Annotated in this window: 19 protein-coding genes, 1 tRNA gene and 1 pseudogene; 11 read left to right on the forward strand and 10 right to left on the reverse strand. The window is 71.3% G+C overall.

Translation table 11 applies throughout. The features are described 5' to 3' along the window. Positions 1–187 precede the first annotated feature (187 nt). The gene (locus ACFXKZ_RS39710) at positions 188–1,591 is read right to left on the reverse strand and encodes a cytochrome P450 (protein WP_380008641.1); all 1,404 of its coding nucleotides are present in this window, start codon (positions 1,589–1,591) and stop codon (positions 188–190) included. Positions 1,592–1,849: 258 nt separating this feature from the next. Between ACFXKZ_RS39710 and ACFXKZ_RS39715 the strand changes: the two genes are divergently transcribed. Then, positions 1,850–1,923: transfer RNA gene (locus ACFXKZ_RS39715), tRNA-Met, on the forward strand. A gap of 71 nt (positions 1,924–1,994) precedes the next feature. Here the strand turns inward: ACFXKZ_RS39715 and ACFXKZ_RS39720 are convergent. Then, the gene (locus tag ACFXKZ_RS39720; RefSeq protein WP_380009202.1) at positions 1,995–3,341 is read right to left on the reverse strand and encodes an MFS transporter; all 1,347 of its coding nucleotides are present in this window, start codon (positions 3,339–3,341) and stop codon (positions 1,995–1,997) included. A gap of 626 nt (positions 3,342–3,967) precedes the next feature. On the opposite strand from ACFXKZ_RS39720, the gene ACFXKZ_RS39725 reads away from it, so the two are divergent. Next, positions 3,968–5,899: an asparagine synthase-related protein gene (locus tag ACFXKZ_RS39725; protein WP_380008644.1), complete on the forward strand. Its 1,932-nt coding sequence runs from the start codon at positions 3,968–3,970 to the stop codon at positions 5,897–5,899. 774 nt (positions 5,900–6,673) lie between these two features. Here the strand turns inward: ACFXKZ_RS39725 and ACFXKZ_RS39730 are convergent. After that, positions 6,674–8,290 carry a SpoIIE family protein phosphatase gene (locus ACFXKZ_RS39730; RefSeq protein WP_078976044.1) on the reverse strand — a complete coding sequence of 539 codons (1,617 nt, stop codon included), beginning with the start codon at positions 8,288–8,290 and terminating at the stop codon, positions 6,674–6,676. 223 nt (positions 8,291–8,513) lie between these two features. Then, positions 8,514–9,845 carry an NAD(P)/FAD-dependent oxidoreductase gene (locus tag ACFXKZ_RS39735; RefSeq protein ID WP_380008648.1) on the reverse strand — a complete coding sequence of 444 codons (1,332 nt, stop codon included), beginning with the start codon at positions 9,843–9,845 and terminating at the stop codon, positions 8,514–8,516. 219 nt (positions 9,846–10,064) lie between these two features. On the opposite strand from ACFXKZ_RS39735, the gene ACFXKZ_RS39740 reads away from it, so the two are divergent. Continuing rightward, complete coding sequence (locus ACFXKZ_RS39740; protein WP_235618601.1) at positions 10,065–10,808, forward strand: TetR/AcrR family transcriptional regulator; 744 nt, start codon at positions 10,065–10,067, stop codon at positions 10,806–10,808. A 96-nt stretch (positions 10,809–10,904) separates the two neighbouring features. Here the strand turns inward: ACFXKZ_RS39740 and ACFXKZ_RS39745 are convergent, their stop codons facing one another. The 3 genes from ACFXKZ_RS39745 to ACFXKZ_RS39755 all read right to left on the reverse strand — a co-directional run bounded on the left by ACFXKZ_RS39745 (position 10,905) and on the right by ACFXKZ_RS39755 (position 14,202). Further along, positions 10,905–11,357, reverse strand: coding sequence for a universal stress protein (locus tag ACFXKZ_RS39745; protein WP_380008651.1), 453 nt, complete (start codon positions 11,355–11,357; stop codon positions 10,905–10,907). A gap of 595 nt (positions 11,358–11,952) precedes the next feature. Further along, positions 11,953–12,993 (reverse strand): phosphotransferase family protein, encoded by a 1,041-nt coding sequence (locus ACFXKZ_RS39750; protein WP_380008655.1) that lies wholly within the window; start codon positions 12,991–12,993, stop codon positions 11,953–11,955. A gap of 63 nt (positions 12,994–13,056) precedes the next feature. Then, entirely contained in the window at positions 13,057–14,202 is a 1,146-nt protein-coding gene (locus tag ACFXKZ_RS39755) for an acyl-CoA dehydrogenase family protein (protein WP_380008658.1), read from the reverse strand. A 294-nt stretch (positions 14,203–14,496) separates the two neighbouring features. Here ACFXKZ_RS39755 and cutA (ACFXKZ_RS39760) point away from each other — a divergent pair. Together cutA (ACFXKZ_RS39760) and cutA (ACFXKZ_RS39765) are read left to right on the forward strand one after the other, a co-directional pair. Continuing rightward, positions 14,497–14,646 (forward strand): annotated as a pseudogene (cutA, locus tag ACFXKZ_RS39760) (divalent cation tolerance protein CutA); the annotation flags it as partial. Beyond that, positions 14,579–14,896 (forward strand): divalent cation tolerance protein CutA, encoded by a 318-nt coding sequence (gene cutA, locus ACFXKZ_RS39765; protein WP_380009205.1) that lies wholly within the window; start codon positions 14,579–14,581, stop codon positions 14,894–14,896. The pseudogene cutA (ACFXKZ_RS39760) and the gene cutA (ACFXKZ_RS39765), both read left to right, overlap by 68 nt. A 22-nt stretch (positions 14,897–14,918) precedes the next feature. Here cutA (ACFXKZ_RS39765) and ACFXKZ_RS39770 read toward each other — a convergent pair whose 3' ends face one another. Further along, positions 14,919–15,143: a DUF397 domain-containing protein gene (locus ACFXKZ_RS39770; protein WP_380008661.1), complete on the reverse strand. Its 225-nt coding sequence runs from the start codon at positions 15,141–15,143 to the stop codon at positions 14,919–14,921. Next, positions 15,143–15,988 (reverse strand): DUF5753 domain-containing protein, encoded by an 846-nt coding sequence (locus tag ACFXKZ_RS39775; protein ID WP_380008664.1) that lies wholly within the window; start codon positions 15,986–15,988, stop codon positions 15,143–15,145. The genes ACFXKZ_RS39770 and ACFXKZ_RS39775 overlap by 1 nt, the downstream gene beginning before the upstream one ends. Before the next feature lie 260 nt (positions 15,989–16,248). On the opposite strand from ACFXKZ_RS39775, the gene ACFXKZ_RS39780 reads away from it, so the two are divergent. From ACFXKZ_RS39780 to ACFXKZ_RS39790, 3 genes are all read left to right on the forward strand, one after another. After that, positions 16,249–16,587 (forward strand): ATP-binding protein, encoded by a 339-nt coding sequence (locus ACFXKZ_RS39780; protein ID WP_380008667.1) that lies wholly within the window; start codon positions 16,249–16,251, stop codon positions 16,585–16,587. Between the two features lie 70 nt (positions 16,588–16,657). Continuing rightward, complete coding sequence (locus tag ACFXKZ_RS39785; RefSeq protein ID WP_380008670.1) at positions 16,658–17,227, forward strand: hypothetical protein; 570 nt, start codon at positions 16,658–16,660, stop codon at positions 17,225–17,227. Then, the gene (locus ACFXKZ_RS39790; RefSeq protein WP_380008673.1) at positions 17,224–17,706 is read left to right on the forward strand and encodes a hypothetical protein; all 483 of its coding nucleotides are present in this window, start codon (positions 17,224–17,226) and stop codon (positions 17,704–17,706) included. The genes ACFXKZ_RS39785 and ACFXKZ_RS39790 overlap by 4 nt, the downstream gene beginning before the upstream one ends. Here the strand turns inward: ACFXKZ_RS39790 and ACFXKZ_RS39795 are convergent. Then, positions 17,666–18,937, reverse strand: a complete 1,272-nt coding sequence (locus tag ACFXKZ_RS39795) for an MFS transporter (protein ID WP_380008676.1) — start codon at positions 18,935–18,937, stop codon at positions 17,666–17,668. The genes ACFXKZ_RS39790 and ACFXKZ_RS39795 overlap by 41 nt on opposite strands. 428 nt (positions 18,938–19,365) lie before the next feature. Here ACFXKZ_RS39795 and ACFXKZ_RS39800 point away from each other — a divergent pair, with 428 nt between their 5' ends. The 3 genes from ACFXKZ_RS39800 to ACFXKZ_RS39810 all read left to right on the forward strand — a co-directional run bounded on the left by ACFXKZ_RS39800 (position 19,366) and on the right by ACFXKZ_RS39810 (position 20,622). Continuing rightward, positions 19,366–19,920, forward strand: coding sequence for a MarR family winged helix-turn-helix transcriptional regulator (locus tag ACFXKZ_RS39800; protein ID WP_078976038.1), 555 nt, complete (start codon positions 19,366–19,368; stop codon positions 19,918–19,920). Between the two features lie 48 nt (positions 19,921–19,968). Beyond that, a complete protein-coding gene (locus ACFXKZ_RS39805; protein ID WP_126636505.1) occupies positions 19,969–20,253 on the forward strand; it encodes a hypothetical protein in 285 nt (94 codons plus the stop codon). A gap of 102 nt (positions 20,254–20,355) precedes the next feature. Beyond that, entirely contained in the window at positions 20,356–20,622 is a 267-nt protein-coding gene (locus ACFXKZ_RS39810) for a hypothetical protein (protein WP_380008679.1), read from the forward strand. Positions 20,623–21,375 lie beyond the last annotated feature (753 nt).

Genomic DNA, 21,375 nt, shown 5'->3' on the forward strand with positions numbered 1-21,375 from the left:
CTCGCCGCCCCGGAGAAACAGGCGAATAGAACCACTATGCACCTGCTTCTCCGGCACGCCGATGCACGGCACCGAACGCCGCGGAGCCCGACGGGGGTTCGAAGACACGCGCTAGACGGTCGCTGGCCGGCGGGCGGGCGGATGTGGGGACTCGGGGGTGGACTCGGGGGTGGGCGCGGGGTGGGGGTCAGCGGTTGCGGAGCCAGCGGGACGGGCTCCACCACGCGGTGGAGGTGGTCGGGGCGGCCGGGGGCGGGTCCGCGGGTGCGGCGGGCTGGGGCGCGGGCTGGGGGGTCGGCTCGGCGGGGGCCGGGGGCGGGGGCGGGGGCGGGTCGAGCCTGGGTGGCGTGGCGGCGGCCGGCTCCGGCCAGGGGGTGCCGCCGTGTACGGGCTGATCCGGGGTGAAGACGACCGGCAGCGCGGTCAGGCCGCGGATCCACGGCGACGCCTGCCAGGTCAGCTTGCGCGGCGGGACGGCCAGGCGGATGTCGGGCAGCCGGTCCAGGAGGGTGTCCACCGCGGTCTGCGCGATCAGCCGCGCGGGCCCCTGGAACGGACACGTGTGCGGGCCGCCGCCCCAGGCCAGGTGTGCCCGGTTGCCGGTCAGCTCGGTGCCGGGCGGACGCACGGCGGGATCGGCGTTGGCGCCCGCCAGGCCCAGGACCAGGAAGTCGCCGGCGCGGATCGCGGTGCGGCCGAGCAGGGTGTCCTCGGTCGCCCAGCGGCCTGCCACGTTCTGCATCGGCGGGTCCAGCCACAACACCTCGTCGAGCGCCTCGTCGGTGGTCCGCCGACCACCGGTGAGGGACGCGTGCAGCGTGTGGTCGGTCAGCAGGATGCGCAGCGCGTTGCCGATCCAGTTGACGGTGGGCTCGGTCGGGGTGATCACGAGCAGGTCCTCGATCACCTCGGCGTCGGTCAGCCCGGAGGGGTGCTCGATCAGCCAGGACGCGATGTCCGCGCCCGGCGTGACGCGCCTGGCCTCGACGAGGTCGGTCAGCATGCGCAGCAGGACCCGCTGATGTTCGGGCGCGTCCGGGCCGCCGTCGAAGAGTCCGTTGATCACCCGGACCAGGTGCGGTCCCTCCAAGGCGGACAGGCCGATCAACCGGCCCATCGCCAGCAGCGGCAACCGCTGCGCGTACTCCGTGAGCAGATCGGCCTCGCCCCGGGCGACGAACGTGTCGATCAGCGAGTCGGCCATGTGCTCGATCTCGCCGCGAAAGGCCCGCCGGTCGATGCGGCCGAGGCTGTGCGCAACCGCCGTGCTGTGCCGGCGGTGCTCGGCCCCGTCGGTGCACAGGATCGACGGGCGATACTCGACCATCGACGCGAGCGGCCAGTCGGCCGGGACCAGACCCTTGATCCGGTCGCGCCACAACCGCGAGTCGTGCGCGAACAGCTCCGGGTCGCGCAGCACGGCCAGCGCCTCGGCATAGCCCAGGACCAGCCACGCCCGCACGCCGCCCTCCAGCACGACCGGCGCCACCGCGCCGTGTTGTTCGCGCAACTCGCGGTACAGCCCGGCCGGGTCGGTCTCGAAGCGTGGGCCGGACAGGGCCACGTACGGGCAACCGGATCTCTCGGTCATCTCGGGACACACCCCGCTCCGCCGCTGCCGCGGCTGTCGCCGGCGCACATCGGCCCGCCCCCGGTAGGCGACCCGCCTTCTACGGCCCGGAACCATATCGTGCCCGCCGCGGATTGCCACCGGGTCGAATCGGGCGGGAACGGCCTTTTCCCGCAAGGGAGTCGGTGCTCGGCGGCGGCCGCGCGCGGCCGGCCGGGCCGGGCGTCGCGGATATTGGTCACGGGCGCGTCCGCGATGGCGTACAGTTGGGTTCACCGACGCGGGGTGGAGCAGCTCGGTAGCTCGCTGGGCTCATAACCCAGAGGTCGCAGGTTCAAATCCTGTCCCCGCTACTTGGATCGCAGGCCCGACATGAAAATGTCGGGCCTGTGGCGTTTTTGGGAACGGATCCGCCACCGTCGGGTCAGGCGGTGATGCCGGCGACCAAGCGGGCGCGGTCGGTGAAGTCCTTGACCGCTCGGACGTCGGCGTAGGGCTTGAGGCCGACCAGCAGGTTGTTGAGGTAGGCGGCGTTGCGGGACGAGTGCACGCGGTCGGCGATCTCCAGCGCCTGCCGGCCCGCCGCGCACGCCGCCTCGACCTCGCCCGCGCGCAGCTCGGCCTGGGCGCCCACCGCGAGCCGCAACCCGTGCGAGCGCTGGTACGCCTCGCCGCGCAGCCCGGCCAGCGCCTGCACGGTGAAGTGCCGGGTGCGCTCGGGCACGCCGAGGTCGCGGTAACACTCGGCGCCGTCGGCACACAGCCGGTCCCAGGTGAAGAAGTCGATCCACTCCGGGTCGTCGTCGCCGGAGCGGGCCCGCTCCAGGTGCGCCTCGGCCGCGTTCAGCGCCCGCCCGCACCCGGCCGCGTCACCCCCGCGAGCGTGCGCGCGGGCCTCGACCAGGTGCAGGAAACCGGTCACCCGCGAGGTCGCGATGCCCTTGTTGCGCTCGATGGCCGCCTGGGCCAGGTCGACCGCGATGTCGGGGTTGCCGCGATACGTGGCCTGCAGGCTCATCGAGGCCAGGACGTACCCGCCCAGCGGCACGTCGGCCGCCGCCCGGGCCAGCCGCAGCGCCTGGATGTAGTAGCGCTGCGCCACCTCGTGCTGCCCGGTGTCGAAGGCCATCCACCCCGCCAGCCGGGACAGTTCGGCCGTCGCGCCGAACAGCCGACGGCCCACGTCGTCGTGGTAGCTCCCGCGCAGCAGCGGCGTGGCATCGCAGCGCAGGCACTCCGGCACCATCGACGCCCGCCAGTCGCCGCCCCCGTACTTGCTGTCCCAGCGGCGGGCCTCCTCGGCCGCCTCGCGCAGCTTGGTCACGTCGCTGTGTCCGACGTGCGGGCCACTTCCGCGATGCTCGGCGCGGGCGTCGGCCGGGGTGATCAACCACCGGGCCATGGGGGTGCCGTAGGCGGTGACGGCGAACGTCCCGGCCAGCAACTCGCGTCGATTCACGTGGTCGTGCCTCCACAGGTCGGTGGCGGTGCGAACTGCCTCCCCGACATCGCGTGGGAAGGCCAGGCCGAGATCGGGATCCACCGGCCGACTGTCGTCGAGGCCGATCTCCTCCAGCGGCACCGGGCGGCCGAGCCGCTCCGCGAGCACGGCCGCGATCAGGTGCGGCACCGGGCCCTGCGGAGTCATGCCCTTGCCGACCCAGCGGGCCACGGAGGTCTTGTCGTAGCGGAGGGACAGGCCGCGCCGGGCGCCCAGGTCGTTGACCCGACGGGCGAGTCCGGCGTTGCTGACCCCGGCGACGCCGAGCAGGTCGCCGAGTCGGCCGTTGGGCCCGCGCTCGCGCGAGACCCGGGGACGGGCGTCGACGGGGTCGGAGGTCGCGGGTCGCGACGCCGGGGAATCGAGGAGGGGTCTCACGCCGACGCCTGCCGGGGAATCGCCGAAGGAGTCGTCGGCCCCGGCCCCGACGCCTCCGCCTACCACCCCCGGATCCGGGACCTCCCGGTCCTCGACGCCGGAGCCCGAACGCCCCGACTGATCCTGCTTGGGACTGCCGCGCATAGTTTGCCCCCAAAGGCAACCCTCCGTCCGCCTCAGCGTAACCGGACCGGCCACCCTCGGTAAGGGAGATATTCGCCAATCCGGGGAGTCGTCCGAGGTGTTGCCCCCGACCCGGCTCTCCGGGCCGCCCGCGGGGCAACCCTCGGCCAAGCAATCACCAAGCCGTGGGGGCAATCATTGACAGACCGTACTTGACGACACGTCAGTACGCAGGCACGGTCAAAAGGAACCATGCGCCGGGTGCGTGTCCCCGTGCGCCGTCGAATGCGCTCTACTCAGGCTTGCCTAACCTTGGTTCCATGGAACCGTCGGAACCTGTACGGCCGGCATCCATGGTGGGTTTGCGCGGTGCCGTTTACCCGAAGGGGGTCGAGATGCGCTGGTTCGCAGGGACGTCCGAGAGCCCGAGCGTGGCCCGGCCGACCGGGGCCAGGACGCTGTGGGATGGCTCCGATCCGCTGTGGCTGGTGGGCAATTGGCCCGCCGACGAGGTGCGGGTGGTCAGTCGGGGCAGGTTGCAGATGGCCGTGCTCGGCGTCTGCGGCGCCACCGACGCCGAACTCGAGGTCGGCCTCGCGGTGGCCCGCGGTGGGGCGCTGCGGCACCTGACCGGCTGGGCGGGCAGCTACCACGTGGTGCTGCGCAACGGTCGGCGTACCGTGGTGTTGGGCGATCTCGCCGGTGTCCGCCAGGTGTTCCACGCCGACCCGGGCGACGGCGTGGTCTACGCCTCGCACGCGCTCCCGCTCGCCGACCTGACCCGGGCGGGCCTGGACACCGAGGCGTTCGCGGCCCGCCTCGCCTGCCCCGATGTGCCCGAACTGGTGGCCGGGCGCTCGATGTTCACCGGCGTGAGCCGGCTGGAACCAGGCCATGCGCTCGAACTCACCCACGGCGTGCCCCGGGTGCGGCTCTACGAACAACACCGCTCTCCCCTGGACTTCCCCGGCGCGGCCGACGCGCTCGGGCGCGCGCTCACCGACGCGGTGGGTCGGCGCGTGGCCAAATCCGAGCGGCCGGGCGCCGATCTGTCCGGCGGGCGCGACTCCGCGGTGCTCGCGCTGCTCGGCGCGCGCTCGCTCACCAAGGGCACCGCGCGCGACCTGGTCGCGGTCACCTGGGCCGAGCCGTGCGCCCCCGGCGACCCGGCCTCGGCGGCCGACATCGTGGCCCGCTCGGCGCGGCTGCGCCACCTGGTGATCCCGGGCGGGGTGGACCACCTGCCCTACACCGGCCTCACCGACGTGCTCGACGGCACGGTGATGCCCGACGAGCCCGGCTTCTCGCTGATCGGGATGGCCCGAACCGGCCGCACCCTGGAGGCCGTTCGCGACGCCGGCATCGACATGCACATCACCGGCTACGGCGGCGACGCCGTACTGGGCACCCCGCTCGCCTACCTGGCCGACCTCGCGATGGACCGCCGCCGGGTCACCACCGCCCGGCACGCCCGCACCTGGGCGCGCAACCTGGGGATGAGCGGCTTCGAGTTGGCGAGTACCGCAAGTCGGGTCGCCCGCACCACCTTCCCCCAGGCACTCGACCGGCTCGCCGAGGTGTTCGCGGGCTCGGGTCGGGTGGACACGGGGCCGGCCGCCGCCATCGCGTGGTGCTCCGCGGCCCCCACGGCGGTCTGGACGACGCCGGAGATGCGCCACCGCCTCGCCGTATCGCTGCGTCGGCTCGCGGGCGAGTCGGTGGTCTCGGCCGGATCCGTAGTCGCCGCGGATCCGGCTGTCCACGGCCGTCCGGGGGACCGCGCCGCATGGGTCGCGGTCCGCCGGGCGGCCGAACGGCAACGGGCCTACCAGCAACTCGCCGAGCGGGTCGGGGTGCGGGTCCAGGCGCCGTACCTGGACACCGCCGTGGTGCGCGCCGGACTCGCCCTGCCGGCCTGGGCGCGGGATCGGGACGACGGCCCCAGGGCGCTGCTCACCGCGGCCGTACATGGGCTGATCCCCCCGCACGCGCTCGGCACCGTGCACCGGGCCGACTACACCGAGGCCGAACGGCGCGGACTGCGGATCAACGCACGCACGCTGCGGGAGCTGTTCGCCGACCCGCTGCTCGGCGAACTGGGCGTACTGAACCCGGTCGAAGTCCGAAACGCCCTCGACCTGGCCATCGGCGGCCCCAGCCTCGCCAAGGGCGACCAGGCCGTACGCCCCGACCTGCCCCTGGGCCCACTGGCCGACATCGTCTCGGCCGAACTATGGCTGCGCGGCGTCTGGGAGGGCCGAGTAATGCGCTGGGACGCCACGCCCAGCTCCGCCCCAGGCATCCGAATCGCCGCCGCCGTGGCGTAACACCGTCGGGCCCGGCGGGCGCTTGAGGCCGGCCGGGCTGTTTCGCCTCAAACGCCGGCGGGGCTGGGTGGCCTCATGCGCCGGCCGGGCTGTTTCGCCTCAAACGCCGGCGAGGCTCTTTGGCCTCAAGCGCCGGCCGGGCTGTTTCGCCTCAAACGCCGGCGGGGCTGCTTGGCCTCAAGCGTCGGCGGGGCTGGGTGGCCTCAAGCGCCGGCCGGGCTGTTTCGCCTCAAACGCCGGCGAGGCTCTTTGGCCTCATACGCCGGCCGGGCTGTTTCGCCTCAAACGCCGGCGGGGCTGTTTGGCCTCAAGCGTCGGCGGGGCTGGGTGGCCTCATGCGCCGGCCGGGCTGTTTCGCCTCAAGCGCCGGCGAGGCTCTTTGGCCTCATACGCCGGCCGGGCTGTCGGGACCAGAGTGGCGGAGCGCAGTCCGGCTCCGTCCCAGCCACCAGGCAGCCCGCCCAGCACAGGAGGCGCCCCAGGCCGGCCATCACCGGAGTCCGCCTAACCCACCGACAGCGCGAGGCGCCCCAACCGCGTCACCAGGCGAGCACAAATCAGCCTCGCCGGCGTTTGAGGCGAACCAGCCCGGCCGGCGCTTGAGGCCAAGCAGCCGGGCCGGCGTTTGAGGCCAGATCAGCCTCGCCGGCGTTTGAGGCGAACCAGCCCGGCCGGCGTTTGAGGCCAAGCAGCCGGGCCGGCGTTTGAGGCCAGATCAGCCTCGCCGGCGTTTGAGGCGAAGCAGCCCGGCCGGCGTTTGAGGCCAAACCCCGGTCAACCCAACGGGAACTCGCACCAGACCGTCTTGCCCTCGTCCGTCAACCGACTCCCCCACGACTTCGCGATCGTCGCCACGATCGCCACGCCCCGCCCGCTCTCGTCATCGGCCGCCGCCCGCCGCCGCCGCGGCACGTGGTCGTCCGCGTCGGACACCTCGACGATCAACCGCCGATCCGTGCGCCGAAGGCGCAACCGCATCGGGGCCGCGCCATGCGTGAGCGCATTCGCCACGAACTCGCTCACCGCCAACACCCCCAGCTCGCGCAGCTCCTCGCCCACCTGCCAACTCGCCAGCACCCCGGACGTGAACGCCCGCCCCCGAGCGGCCACCTCACTGCCCCCGAGCAGGTCGAGCGACGCGGTCCGGAACAGCCGCGCCTGCGCCCCCTCCCGCCGCGGCAGCTGCAGCACCAGCATGGCCATGTCGTCGTCGTGCTCCTCGGGCAACTGCATGTGCGCGATCAGGTGGTCGCGCACCGCCTCCGGCTCGCCCACCGAGGACAGCAGCGCGGCGCCGAGCGTGTCGATGCCCTCGTCCAGGTCCTCGCCCCGACGCTCGACCAGACCGTCGGTGTACAGCACCACCGTCGAGCCAGGATCCAGGGTGATCCGTCCCGAGGTGTGCGGCCAACTCGCCCCGGTGCCCAGCGGCGGTCCGTTGGCGTCGTCGAGCTTGTGGATCACGTCGTCACCGTCGCGCACCAGCGGCGGCAGATGGCCCGCCGTGGAGTAGGTCAGCACGCCCTCGCCCGGGTCGTAGACCGCATACGCGCAGGTGGCGATCTGGGTGGCGTCGATCTCCATCGCGGTCTCGTCCAGCAACTGCAGGATCTCGTGCGGCGGCAGATCCAGCCGCGCGTACGCCCGCACCGCCGTGCGCAGTTGGCCCATCACCGCCGCCGCCCGCACCCCGCGGCCCATCACGTCGCCGATCACCAGCGCGGTACGCCCCGCGCCCAGGGTGATCACGTCGTACCAATCGCCGCCCACCGCCGCGTCGGTGCCGCCGGGCAGATACTTCGCGGCCACGATCAGGTCGTCGGGGTTCTCCAACCGCTGCGGCAGCAGGCTTCGCTGCAGGGTGACCGCGGCCTGCCGGTGTCGCCGCTCGCTCTCGCGCAACCGGTCGGTGGCCTGGACCTGGTCGGTGACGTCGACCGCGAACACCAGCACACCGCGCGTGTCCCCGCCCCGCCCGGCCGCCTCGGGGCGCACCGGCGTGCAGACGAACGTGTAGTAGCCGTGCCTGCGCTCGCTCTCCGGCATGCCCGGGTACGTCTCGCCGCGGTGATCCACCCGTCGCGCCCGCACCGTACGCCCGCGCCCGGTCCGATAGACCTGGTCCATCAGGGTCAGCAGCCCGTGCTCGGCGAGTTCGGGCAGCGCGTCCCGCGCCGGCACCCCCGACCTGCGTGCGCCGAAGACCGCCCGGTAGGCGTCGTTGACGTAACACAGCTCGTGGTTCGACCCCCGGGTGACCGCGATCAGCGCGGGCGCGTGGGCCAGCACGTCGCGCAGCGGGAAGGTGTCGTTCGATTCCTGGCTGCGTGCCGCCGGCACCGAGCGCCGCCGGTCACCGGCCAGCCGGGCGCCCCACCGAGTGATGTTCAACCGCTCGCTTCCTGGAGAGTTCGTTCACGCAAAGCGCATGGAGATATACCGCAGGTGACATCCCCAGTGTGGGCGAAAGTCGGCCGTGAGGGAATCACGTCCCGTGACCGGGCCCCCGTTCGGGGTACCGCAGCAGTGCGCTGTGGCAATGTACGGGACCCGGTCGCGACACACTCAACCCTCGGACAACACGGCAGCCTACGAGCCGCGCGGTCGCACGTGCCTACCCGGTACGCCTGCGGTCGCCTCGGGTGGCGTACTCGAATTCGGCGCGCGGGTGCTCGATCGACCCCAGCGAGACGATCTCGCGCCGGAACATCAGGGACAGTGTCCATTCCGCCATGATGCGCATCTTGCGGTTCACCGTGGGCACCCGGCTGAGGTGGTAGGTGCGGTGCATGAACCAGGCCGGCAGGCCCTTGGTCTTGATCCCGTAGACCTGCGCGACACCCTTGTGCAGACCGAGGGACGCGACCGAGCCGGCGTACTTGTGCCGATACTGCCGCTGCGGTTGGCGGCGCAGCCTGGCCACGATGTTGTCGGCCAACACCCGCGCCTGGCGCACCGCGTGCTGCGCGCTGGGCCCGGTGAACTCCTCGCCCGGCTTGGTCAGGTCGGGCACCGCCGCGCAGTCCCCGGCGGTCCACACCCCCGGTACACCGTCCACCTCCAGCGTCGCCCGGGCCCGGAGCCGGCCCTTGTCGTCCAGCGGCAGATCGGTGGAGAGCAACATCGGACTGGGCTTGACGCCCGCGGTCCACACCAGCGTGCTCGCGTCGAGTTCGGTGCCGTCGGAGAGCACCACGTGCCGGTTCACCGCCGACTCCAGGCGGGTGTTCAGGCGTACGTCGATGCCGCGTCGGCGCAATTCGGCAACCGTGTACCGGCCCATGTCCTCGCCGACTTCCGGCAGGATCCGGGGAGATGCCTCGACCAGGATCCAGCGCATGTCCGCGGGGGTGATGTTGTGGTAGTAGCGGCAGGCGTAGCGCGCCATGTCCTCCAACTCCGCCAGCGCCTCGACGCCCGCGTAGCCGCCGCCGACGAAGACGAACGTCAGCGCGTGGTCGCGGATCGACGGGTCGCGGGTCGAGGAGGCGGTGTCCAACTGCTCCAGCACGTGGTTGCGCAGCGCGATGGCCTCCTCCACGGTCTTGAAGCCGATGCCCCACTCGGCCAGACCGGGGATGGGCAGCGTGCGCGCCACCGAGCCGGGCGCGACCACGAGCAGGTCGTAGGGCTCGGCGTAGGTCTCCCCGCCGAGCAGTTCGACGGTCGCGGTCTTGTTCGCGTGGTCGACGTGCTCGACGGTCCCGGTGACGATGCGGCACTTGGGCAGCACCGACCGGAGGGGGACGACCACGTGTCGCGGCGAGATGGCGCCGGCCGCGGCCTCCGGGAGGAAGGGCTGGTAGGTCATGTAGGACTGCGGTTCGACGACGGTCACCGTCGCCTCTCCCGTTTTGAGTTTTCGTTGCAGGCGCAGAGCGGTGTACAGGCCGACATAGCCGCCGCCGACGATCAGGATGCGCTCGGGCCGAGTCGAGGTCGTCATGCGTCCCACTCTGCCCCTTTCCGGGGGACGCATCCAGGTGTTCGACGGCTTTCCACCGTCCGTACTGGTGGTGACGAGACGTCAGCGTTCAGCGATATCTTCACAACCGTGCTGTCGGATTCCGCTTCTGGGTCGGGGTCGGTTCGGGTAGTCTCGACGCCCTGGGCAAAGCGGGGTCTGGTGGGGGAATCGACACACTTGCCTTCCGGGGGAGACGCTATGAGCGGCGCTTCGCGCACGCGGACCACCAAGATGCAGGACACCGGAGCCGACGGCATCGGAGGTCGGCACACAACGACGATTCCATCGGCACGCAAGCCGCAGCGCAGCAGGCCGGCCGAGCCGTCACCACAGCTGCGCACCGACGCCCGGCGCAATCTGGAGCAGGTGCTGCGCGCCGCCCGTGAGGTGTTCGGCGAGTTGGGCTACGACGCTCCGATGGAGGAGATAGCCCGCCGCGCCGGCGTGGGGGTGGGCACCATCTACCGCCGCTTCACCGGCAAGGAGGCACTGGTCCAGCGGATCATGATCGCCGAGACCAACCGGCTGACGGCCGAGGCGGTCAACGCCCTGGACGAGGAACCCGACGCGTGGTCCGCCCTGGCCCGCTACTTACGTCGCGCGGTCGGCTCGGGTGCCGGCCGATTGTTCCCCGCGCTCAGCGGGCGGGTCCCGGTCACCGAGGAAATGAGCACCTCGCGCGCCGAACTCAACGACGCGGTGGGCATGTTGGTCGACCGGGCCAAGGCCGGCGGCCTGCTTCGGGCCGATGTGTCCGACGCCGACATCTCGCTGATGATGTCGTGTCTGTTGCCTCCGTCGGGGCTGCCGCATCCACAACGGTTGACCATTGCCGGTCGTTATCTGGAGATCCTGCTCGACGGGCTGCACGCGGGACATTCCTCGCCGCTGCCCGGGAAACCGTTCACGCAGGACGAGTTGGACACGTTGTTCCTGAGTTGAGGCGGAGCCTCGGAGTGCGGGCGCCTCGTGGTCCGGACCGGACCGTCACTCGGCGCCGGCGCAAACCGCCGCCGCCACCACCGACCGTACAGAGCCTCAGCCGCGCACCACGAGGACCGGGCACGCGGCATGGTGTACCACCGCCGTGCTGACCGAGCCGAGCAGCAGGCGGGCGAATCCGCCGGAGCCGCGCGAGCCCACCACGACCAGTTCGTGGCGTTCGGACATGCCGAGCAGTACCTCGGTCGCCGTACCCGCGTGGACCTGGACCACCGTGTGGCCGCGAAACGTGTGTTCGCGCTCGCCGTTCACCTCGCCGACCGTGGCCTCGGTCCGGGTCCGCAGTTCGGTGAGCGTCCGTTCCAGGTCCTCCTGGTAGTGCGGGCCGGGCGCGATCACCACGTAGCCGGGCGTCGCGGGCTGCGCGGTCACCACGTAGAGCGGCAACTCGCGCAGTTCGGCCTCGGTCATCGCCCAGTCCAGCGCCCGCCGGGACGGTTCCGATCCGTCGACGCCGACCACGACGCCTTTCGGCTCAGCGTCGGTCATGGGCCCTCCTCGTCCACCGGAACCGGATGTGGAGGGCCCAATACCACCGGGACGTCGCGTGCTCACTTCCACACCGGAATGCCACCCGGACGGCGGGGCGCGCCGGGCGGACACACCCACACGTCGACGCGGCGCAAGCGGTGGGCAGAGCGCGAACCGGCGCGGGCGCGGGTGGCCACGGCGCCGGGCGGCTCGGGCGGACGTCGTTTCGGCGCGGGAGGGCGGGCCGGCGCGAGCGCGGGCGCGGGTGGCCTTGACGCCGGCAGGCCCAGGCATCGAGCGGCTCGGGCGTGGGGTGGTGCGGGCGTGGGGTGGTGCGGGCGTTGCGTGGTGCGGGCGCCGGCAGCAGGCTCGGGCGTCAGCGGTTCGAGCGCGCTTCGTCGGGGGCGCGGCTCGGGCAACCGGGGCCGACCGACTCGGGCGTCAGGCAACCATGACGCCGGCAGGCTCGGGCGTCGACCGCTTCGGGCGCCGGGTGGCCACAGGCCCGGCGGGTCCGGCGGGTCCGGCCGTCGGCAGGCTCGGCGCTCGGCGCTCGGCGCTCGGTGTCCGGTGTCCGGCAGGCTCAGGCGCCCAATGCCCGGTCCCCGGCCGGTCAGGCGGCGGCCAGGATCTCCTTCGCCCGCTCCGCCAAGGCCCGCAGGCCGTCGGGGGTGAAGCGGCCGGATGTGTCCTGGTCGCCCATCGCGCCGGCCGTGTAGCGGTCGAGCACGCCGGCGAGGATGCAGGCCAGCCGCCAGCACGCGAACGCCTGGTACCAGCGGATGTGGCTCAGGTCCCGACCGGTGGCCGCCGCATAGCGCGCGGCGAACGCGGCCCGGTCGACGAACCCCTCGCTCGCGGTGCCGTCCGCCGGCAGCAGCGTGCCGTCCTCGCCCGCCTCGACCCAGTACATGAGCGTGGTGCCGACGTCGGCGAGCGGGTCGCCGAGGGTGCACAACTCCCAGTCCAGGACCGCGCGCACGGTGCCGTCGGGACCCAGGATCACGTTGTCCAGCCGGAAGTCGCCGTGCACGATCGTCGCGCCCTGCTGCTCCGGCACGGACCCCGCGAGCGCCCGGTGCACCTCGTCGATCGTGTCCATCCCGGGCACCCGGGTGGCCTCCCACTGGCGTTGCCAGCGCCGCAGTTGGCGGCCGATGTAGTCCTCGCGGCGACCCAGTTCGCCCAGGCCCACCGCGTCCACGTCCACCGCGTGGATCGCGGCCAGCACGTCCGCCAGTTGTTCCCCCGCCCGCCGGCGGGCCTGCGGGGTGAGCAGCCGGTTCGCGTCCTCGACGCTGCGGATCACGTGCCCGTCGACGAAGTCCATCACGAAGAACGGCGCGCCGATGACCGCGTCGTCCGCGCAGTACCCGAGCACCGGCGGCACCGGCACATCGGTGCGCCCCGCCCCGAGCGCGGCCAGGATCCGGTACTCGCGGCCCATGTCGTGGGCCGTGGCAAGCACATGCCCGAGCGGAGGTCGTCGCAACACCCACCGCCGCGCGTCGGCGTCGGCGACCATGTAGGTCAGGTTCGACCGCCCGCCCAGCACCAACTCGAAGTCGAGCGGCGGTCGCACGGCCGTACGCTCCGCGAGCCAGGTCGTGATCGCCTCGGGGCGCAGCGCCTCGGACGGGGAACTCTGCGGCATGGTGGACTCTCCGCTTCGGTGCTGCTCGGGGTCAAGGTGGTGCGGCCGGCGGGCCGGGGTGCGTCAGATGCCGAGGGAACGACCGATGATCTCCTTCATGATCTCGTTGGTCCCGCCGTAGATCGACTGCACGCGGGTGTCGACGAACGCCTTGGCGACCGGGTATTCGAGCATGTACCCGTAGCCGCCGTGCAGTTGGAGGCAGCGGTCGACCACCCGGCTCTGCAGCGCGGTGGTCCACCACTTGGCCTTCGAGGCCGCCACGGCGTCCAGTTCGCCGGCGATGTGCTTCATGATGCAGTCGTCGAGATAGGTCCGAGCGATATCCAACTCGGTGTCCATCTCGGCGAGTTCGAACCGAGTGTTCTGGAACGAGCCGATCGTGCGGCCGAACGCGGTACGGGTCTTGACGTATTCGAGGGTATGCGCGAACACCCGCTCGGCGCCCGCCACCGCGCTGCACGCGATGCCCAACCGCTCCTGGGGCAGGTTGTGCATCAGGTGGTAGAAGCCGCGGTTCTCCTCGCCGAGCAGGTTGGCCGCCGGGACCCGGACGTCGGAGAAGAACAACTCGGCGGTGTCCTGCGCCTTCATCCCGATCTTGTCGAGGTTGCGCCCGCGTTCGAAGCCGGGCATGCCCCGTTCGACCACGATCAGACTGATGCCCTTGCTGCCCTTGGCCGAGGGATCGGTCTTGGCGACCACGACCACCAGGTCGGCGTGGATGCCGTTGGTGATGAAGGTCTTGGCGCCGTTGAGGACGTAGTGGTCGCCGTCACGGATCGCGGTGGTGCGCACCCCTTGGAGGTCGCTGCCCGCGCCGGGTTCGGTCATCGCGATCGCGGTGATGATCTCGCCCGAGCAAAAGCCCGGGAGCCAGCGCTGCTTCTGCTCCTCGGTGGCGAGGTCGATCAGGTACGGCGCGACCACCTCGTTGTGCAGCCCGAAGCCCACCCCCGAGGCGCCCACCCGGGTCAGTTCCTCGGACGCGATGGCCAGGTAGCGGAAATCGGCCACCCCGCCGCCGCCGAAGCGCTCGTCCACATCGATCCCGAGCAGCCCCTGCTTGCCGGCCTTCAGCCAGAGCGACCGGTCGACGATCCCGTCCTTCTCCCACTGATCGTGGAAGGGCACGACTTCGCGCTGAAAAAACTCCCGAACGCTCTCCCGAAACGCGATGTGCTCGGGTTCGAGGTGCCGGTCCCTCATGTGTCCACTCCCCCTGCGGTCCCGCGACGGACCACGCCGGTTCGAACATTCCTACCGGTCGGTAGGTTCCACGTGCACGCATGCTAGGCGCGCCGGCAAGGGGGATCAACCCTTCGGGCCCGAGGGGGCCTGTCCCGGGAACAGCCGAACCCCACCGCCACAGGCGTACGGCGTCGGTCCTCGCCGCCCGGCACCCGGACAGGTCGCGATGCGGAGACATACTCTGATGGCAGGACCGACACCGACGCGGTTGCGACATTCGCTGGCCGCCGCGAGGGGCATGTGACGGACTACATGGTCGTGATCACCACGACGGACGGCAGCGAGGCGGCGGAAGCGCTCGCACGTGGCGGCGTGGAGGCGCGGGTGGCGGCTTGTGCGCAGATCGTCGGGCCGATCCGCAGCGTCTACTGGTGGGACGGGCGGGTGCAGGACGACCCCGAATATCAAGTGTGGTTCAAGGCGCCGGCCGACCGCTTCGAGGACATCCGGGACTACATCCTGGGGCGCGCACACGTACGACACGCCCGAGGTAATTCAGCTGCCCATCACCGCCGGATCGGCGGCGTATCTGGCATGGCTGACCGACGAAACCAAGCCCCGCCAGAAGTCCCGAAGTTCCGCACGGAGCCGGGCGGACCGGCCGGGCGATGCGTCTTCGGTGTCTCGATCACCCATTGGATTCGTCGGGTGATCGAGACGCGGACGCGCGGCTCTCAGATCAGGTGATCGAACTCCCCGGCCTTGGCGCCGGCGATGAAGGCCGCGAGCTCGTCGCGTGTGTAGCGCAGCGCGGGGAGGTCGGGGTTCTTGGAGTCACGCATTGCGACCCCTCCAGCCACACCCGCGAGTTCGACGCAGGTGCCGTTCTGGTCGGAAGCGCTTGCCTTGATCCAGACGGCATTCGTCAAGTCGGCTTCGTATAGCTCGTTCTTGTCCATCACAGACTCTTTGCTCGTTCCCGTAGTAGCGCGGCGGTCTCGTCCGGCGTCAACGCGGCTGCTGCGATCTCGCTGAACAGCCTGTTGCACAAGCGGAGTTCGCGTTTCGAGTCAAGTGAAATCATACCGCCGACACCCTCCATCCAAGCAGCGTCGGGATCGTCGGTGTCCTCGAACTTCAGGATGGTGAAGCCTGCTGCCTGGATCGCCATCCGTCCGGCCGAGAACGGGCAGATCTGGAACGTGACGTTCGGCAGGGCCATTTCCGCGATCAGGTGATGCATCTGCTCCTGCATGACGCTTGGCCCGCCGATGTCGAAATGCAAGGCAGCCTCGGTGGTGATTGCGTGGTACGTCAGTGGTTCTTCGTCGCGGAGGAGGCGCTGTCGCATTTCCCGGACGGTGACCAACGCTTCCACCTGATCGACGCCATAGGCGTTGAAGCCGGTCGTGATGATCGCGCTCGCGTAGTTCTTGGTCTGGAGAAGTCCCGGGATCAGGTTCGGGTGATACTCCCACTCCTCTTCGGCGTCGTCCTCCAGAGCGATCACCTCGGCCAGGTTCGCGTTGACGTCGTTCGCGAACTCCTGCCACCAGTGGCGGATGCGCTTTTGCACGAGAAGGTCGAGCAGCTCCGGTTGTGCTTCCGGCGGGACCTCGTAGAGCTGGAAGTACGTCGCCAGATCGTGCGGGCTGACGTATGCCTTCGCGTGCTCCTGACGACTCACCTTCGGGCCGTCGCCTTGGATGGCCGCGCCTGCGGTCGCGAGTGTGATGCCGCGCGCCTCGCGCAACTCCCGCAGCCTGCGGCCGAGGCGGATGCGCTTTCGCGTGTGGGACGCCATGGGCCTCCTTTCTGCGGGTCAGTCTGCACCAACCGATCACTCCGGGGGCCGTCTTGCACTCGTCGGGAGGATCTTTGGCAAAGCTACTTGCATATGCGATTTCGCTTGTGTTTCATCGAATCAGTCACCCGATGAGGTCGCAGACTCACGGACGGCGCACAGGATCGTCAGCCCGCACCCCGCAGAGTCAGGGGACAGTCGTGCCTGCTGCCAACGCTTGCGAAGTTCCTTCCGTCCTGCGGTTGCGGGGCCCTCGGCCCGTGCGGACCGCCCGCGAACACGCCGCCGCCGGGGCTCGGATCGCCGGTGTCGACGCCGATGATGTTGCCCAGGTGGTCGGCGAGTTGGCCACCAACGCGTTCGTGCACGGGAATCCGACGAGTCCGGTCGTGGTGTCCACGCACATCGCCGACGGCGTGTTCTGGGTGACCGTGTTCGCCCGGCAGGCTCCGGTGGAGTTGCCGCCGTCCGTCGAGGATCCCGATGCCGAGTCCGGGCGGGGGCTGCTGATCACGCGCGCGCTGACGACCACGTTCCGGTGCGAACGTCGGCGCGGTGGCTACCAGGCATTCGTGGCCGGATTCGCGATGCCCAGGTGACGCGCCACTCGGGCGGTTTCGGACCAGCCCCTTGCCAACTGTCCACGTTCACATACTCGTTGGAGCGCACATGATCGATTTTGAGGCGGGTGGGCAGATTGTGTTCATGCCCGCGCGGACCATTCACCTGAATCCCACCGATCATCCCCGGTCGTGGCGGCTTTCCATCGCGTCGTCGTGCTTCACCGCTCCCGACGCGCTCCAGCGGGTGGCGTTTCATCTGACCGACACGGATGTGGCGGGCTTTGCCGAGACCTTGTTGCGACCGCCGCGTCCGCAGGATCGGGGGTCCGGTCGGGTCGTATTGATCCGGGACGGAATCGGTTTGCGGTTGCGGGTTTTCGTCGAATCCGTCGACGGGGAGCGGCCCGAGCCGCGTGCGGTGGTCCACCTCCAGGAACACCATCGCCAGGTCCTCCTCGACGACATCAAGCGGCACAGACCGGACCTGATCCCGACCGCCGGCACGCCCGAACCGCGGTTGTGCCTGGACCCGATGCCCGTCACCGGGCTCACCATCGACCAGGTCGCCGACCTGCACGACCGCCTCGACCGATGGTTGTCCGCCGAGGGCATCCGCGCGGCGATCGCCGACCGCGTCGTCGCCCGCCACATCCACGCACCGGACAGGAGCCGGTGAACCGCCCCGGCGCCGCCCTCGCGCGGCTTGCCGCAACCGCCGCCGAGCGCGGCCGGCTCGACGGCCGGCACCCGGATCCCCGGACCACGTCGCACCACGAGCAGCGCGCGTACCGCAGCCACTGCCGAGCCGCCGGCGCCGCGATCCGCGTCGCGGTCGCCCGTGCTCACCGCGACGGCGTACCCGTCGACGCCATCGCCCGCACCGTCGGGTTCTCCGCCGGCTACGTACGGATGATCCTGCGACGCGAGGGCCACCTCACGCCGAACGGCCTCCGGACACGGCTCGCCCCGACCGGCGACCGGGCCGACGAGGCCGCGCACGTCGGCCCCGTCGGATGGACCGGACGACCCGTTTACGCGCCGCCCGGACGGTGGCGGAGCGAGGGCCGCCGCGATCCCGATCCCGGGACGGGGGACGGGAGCGCGGCGGGCCCGGCTACGCCGTCAGCGCCTGCGGGGTGGCCGGCTGACGGGTGATCGTCGACTCCGCGACCACCGTGCCGTTCTGGGTCGGGTTGAGGCTGTGGCGCATGCGCAGCGCCAGGACCGTGATCAGGATCGAGCAGGCCATCAACACGCCCAGGTACGGGGCGTACAGGCCCGCGCCGACCATCACGCCCGCGAAGGCCGGGCCCGCCGCCATGGCCAGTTGCTTCACCAGCGACTGGGCCGCGTTGTACTGGCCCAGCAGGTGCGCCGGGGCCAGGTCGGCGACCATCGGGCCGAGGGTCGGCGCCAGCAGCGACTCGCCCACACCCAGCAGCGCGAAGGTGACCACGATCGTGCTCGCGGCGGCGACCGAGTTGTCGTGTACCAGGCCCGACACCGCCGTCACGATCCACGCGAGCAGCCAGACCAGGCCGGTCGCCGCGATCACCGTGCTGCGGCGGCGGCGCTGGGTGATGCGCAGTACGGTCAGCTGGCCGAGCACGATCACCGCGGTGTTGGCCGCGAGCGCCACGCCCAGCATGCGCGGCGAGATCCGGCTGACCTCCGTCGCGAAGGCGGTCAGGCCCGACTCGAACTGGCCATAGCAGGTGAAGAAGATCACCGCGCTCACCACGCACAGCCGAACCATCGCCCGGTTGCGCAGCAGATGCCGAAAGCCCGCGCCCGGCGTGGTGCCGGCCGGCATCGGCGGGACCGCGGGCAGCCGGACCGTGCCGCACACCGCGCCGAGGACCAGGAACATCGCGGTCTCGATGGCGAACAGCAGGGTGAAGCTGGCGGGCCGCGACTCGTCGACGATCAGGCCGCCGATCAACCCGCCGATGCCCAGGCCCAGGTTGTTGAAGGTGAACTGCAGCGCGAACGCCCGGGCGCGGGTCGGCGCCGTCGTCAGCCGCACGATCATCGTGGCCAGGGCGGGCTGGATCGCGGCGATACCCGCACCGAGCAGCGCGGCGCCGAGCATGACGAACACGCCGGTGCGCGCCAGGCCCAGGGTGAGCGAGCCGAGCGCGGCGACCGTCGCGCCGACCGCGAGCACCGGACGCGGACCGCGCCGGTCGATCGCCGGACCGACCATCGGGAGCACGCACAGCGCGGCGACGGCGAGCACGCTGAACATCAGTCCGGCCTGACCGGCGGACAGGTCTCGCACCCGCGTCACGTATACGAACAGGAACGGCACCGTGAAGCCGCTGCCGAACGCGCTGAGCGCGTTACCGAGCTGGATTCGACGCAGAGCGCCCCGGGTTGCCACCACACACCTCCCGACTGTCGGTCGCGCGGCCCGGCCGTTCCGGCCCGCGGGGATCGGCCCGCAGGCGGGTCTCGGCGGTACGGGGGCGTGACGGGGCAACCGATCCGGCCCGTGCCGGCACGGGGGCATGCCCGTGTCCGGCGAGGGGGATCGCCTGGTCCGCGTCGAGGCGGGCGCGCCGGGGGCAGCCGGGGGTGTCCCGGGCCCGCGCCGGCGGTGCCGCCGTGCCTGATCCGATGGTCCGAGTCCTCAAGCCTGAAGACTTCAGAGCTAAACTATACGGATCTATAGCGTTCGCGTCCAATGCATTACCGGGGACTGCCCGGCGCCGGCAATCTCCGCCGAGCGCCGACCGCGTGGACCCGAGCGCCTACCGCCGACCGGGTCCGCGCGCGACGGACCGGGGGTGTGGAGGTGGGATACTTCCCCGCATGACAGAGGGGGCCGAGCAGGCAACGCCGGACGAAGGCGACATCGAGGAATACCTCGCCGTCTTCCAGCGCGAATTCCCCGAGGTGGATCCGCAGGTCGAGACGATCGTGGCGGCACTGTCCAAACTCAACCGCCGGATGAGCGTGGCCTACGGTCGCCAGCTCACCGCCCTCGGCATCACCAACGCCGAGTGGGAGGTGCTCAAGGCCCTGGTCCTGGTCGGCCGGCCCTACCGGCTCAGCCCCGGCGACCTGGCCCGTCGGCTCGGGCTGACCCCCGCGGCGATGACCCACCGGCTGGACCGGATGGTCGCCGAGGAGTTGGTCACCCGGACCCGCGACGAGCAGAACCGGGTGCGGGTGATCGTCGAGCTGACCGGTACGGGGCGTGACGTGTGGCTGCGGGTGGTCCGCGAGGCCGCGGTCTTCGAGGCGGGTCTGCTCCAGGACCTGGGCCCGGCCGAGCGGCACGCGCTGGCCGCGGGGTTGCGCGGGATGTTGGCGCGGGTCGAGGAATCCCAGCCGGACGCCGGTGGGCGGCTCGACACGGAGTGATGCGGTTCGCCTGCGGCGGGCCGGCGGACGAGAAGAGGACCTGGGCAGATGCGAGTGCGTATTCCGAGACAGCGTACGGACATCGAGCGGCTGGACCGCCCGCTGCCGGCGGGGTTGCCGCGACCGGCACCGCGGGTGTTGCGCGCGCCGCGGCCTCGTGGTGCGCGGTCGGCAGAGGACGCGCTGCTGGACTACCGGCTGGTGGTTGCCCGGACCCTGGGGCGGCATCGGCCCACGGGGGAGGGGACCTGTGTGTGCGGGGTGCCCTCGCCGTGTCCGGTGCGGGCGCACGCGGCGCGGCTGTTGGACTGGATCCGGCCCGAGCGGGCGTGAACCCTTCGGGGTGAACCCTCCCGAAGGCCCCGTACCGGGGCGGTTTCTCGGCTAGCGTCCCCAGGACACGTTGAGGCGCGGGGAGTCACGGGAGGCGTGTGGATGGCCGTATCCGAGGGTGTGTCCGACGGGGCCGCGTACGCCCCGTTCGACCCGACGGCGTTGCCGGCGACGGGGGGTTACTACAAGAAGTTGCCACCGACGCCTTGCACATATGAGACGGCGCCGTTGCCCTTGGACGCGGTCGACGGGCATCCGGTGGTGTGCAAGAACCGCGCGTGCAAGTACTACCGAAAGTCCGACAAGGTCGAATACAAGTCCGGCCCACGGGCGTATCGGTGCGAGGAATGCATGACATGGACGGACTGACATGCTCGTGGCCGCATGGCCGGCCCTGAGGGGTCTTCGCCGGGCCCTTGGGCGGGCCCCGCCGGTTGGCCTCAAGCGCCGGCCGGGCTGGGGGGTAGGTGCCGTCCGCGTTTCGCCGTGCGCCCGTTCTCGCCTGCGTCGGTTGGCCTCAAGCGCCGGCCGGGCTGGGGGGTAGGTGCCGTCCGCGTTTCGGGCTGCGCCCGTTCTCGCCTGCGTCGGTTGGCCTCAAACGCCGGCCGGGCTGAAGGGCTAGGTGCCGTCCGCGTTTTGGGGTGCGCCCGTTCTTGCCTGCGTCGGTTGGCCTCAAGCGCCGGCCGGGCTGGAGGGTTGGGTCCCGTCCGCGTTTCGGCGTGCGCCCGTCTTCGCCTGCGTCGGTTGGCCTCAAGCGCCGGCTGGGCTGAAGGGCTAGGTGCCGTCCGCGTTTTGGGGTGCGTCCGTTCTTGCCTGCGTCGGTTGGCCTCAAGCGCCGGCCGGGCTGGAGGGTTGGGTCCCGTCCGCGCTTGGGCGGGCGCCCGTTTTTGTTCCCGTGGGGTGGCCTCAAACGCCGGCCGGGCTGGGATGGGGTGCCTCCGCGTTTCGGCGTGCGTTCGTTCTCGCTCCCGTCGGGTGGCCTTAAGCGCCGGCCCCGAAACACGAACGGCACCATCTCCAGCCTGGAGGACGCTCAAGGCTACGCAGCAGGCGTAAGACCAGGCACACACCAGAGCGCGAACGGCACCAAGCCCAGCCCAACGGCGTTTGAAGCCACCCGGA

The sequence above is a fragment of the Embleya sp. NPDC059237 genome, from assembly GCF_042754105.1.
GTDB lineage: Bacteria > Actinomycetota > Actinomycetes > Streptomycetales > Streptomycetaceae > Embleya.

What these genes read in the sequence shown, in the direction of transcription:
- ACFXKZ_RS39745 (WP_380008651.1), bottom strand. Translation starts at nt 11,357, where the DNA reads ATGACCGACGCTGAGCCGAAAGGCGTCGTGGTCGGCGTCGACGGATCG.
- ACFXKZ_RS39775 (WP_380008664.1), bottom strand. Translation starts at nt 15,988, where the DNA reads ATGGCGTCCCACACGCGAAAGCGCATCCGCCTCGGCCGCAGGCTGCGG.
- ACFXKZ_RS39710 (WP_380008641.1), bottom strand. Translation starts at nt 1,591, where the DNA reads ATGACCGAGAGATCCGGTTGCCCGTACGTGGCCCTGTCCGGCCCACGC.
- ACFXKZ_RS39810 (WP_380008679.1), top strand. Translation starts at nt 20,356, where the DNA reads ATGGCCGTATCCGAGGGTGTGTCCGACGGGGCCGCGTACGCCCCGTTC.
- ACFXKZ_RS39755 (WP_380008658.1), bottom strand. Translation starts at nt 14,202, where the DNA reads ATGAGGGACCGGCACCTCGAACCCGAGCACATCGCGTTTCGGGAGAGC.
- ACFXKZ_RS39770 (WP_380008661.1), bottom strand. Translation starts at nt 15,143, where the DNA reads ATGGACAAGAACGAGCTATACGAAGCCGACTTGACGAATGCCGTCTGG.
- ACFXKZ_RS39805 (WP_126636505.1), top strand. Translation starts at nt 19,969, where the DNA reads ATGCGAGTGCGTATTCCGAGACAGCGTACGGACATCGAGCGGCTGGAC.
- ACFXKZ_RS39800 (WP_078976038.1), top strand. Translation starts at nt 19,366, where the DNA reads ATGACAGAGGGGGCCGAGCAGGCAACGCCGGACGAAGGCGACATCGAG.
- ACFXKZ_RS39785 (WP_380008670.1), top strand. Translation starts at nt 16,658, where the DNA reads ATGATCGATTTTGAGGCGGGTGGGCAGATTGTGTTCATGCCCGCGCGG.
- ACFXKZ_RS39725 (WP_380008644.1), top strand. Translation starts at nt 3,968, where the DNA reads ATGCGCTGGTTCGCAGGGACGTCCGAGAGCCCGAGCGTGGCCCGGCCG.
- ACFXKZ_RS39740 (WP_235618601.1), top strand. Translation starts at nt 10,065, where the DNA reads ATGAGCGGCGCTTCGCGCACGCGGACCACCAAGATGCAGGACACCGGA.
- ACFXKZ_RS39750 (WP_380008655.1), bottom strand. Translation starts at nt 12,993, where the DNA reads ATGCCGCAGAGTTCCCCGTCCGAGGCGCTGCGCCCCGAGGCGATCACG.
- ACFXKZ_RS39735 (WP_380008648.1), bottom strand. Translation starts at nt 9,845, where the DNA reads ATGACGACCTCGACTCGGCCCGAGCGCATCCTGATCGTCGGCGGCGGC.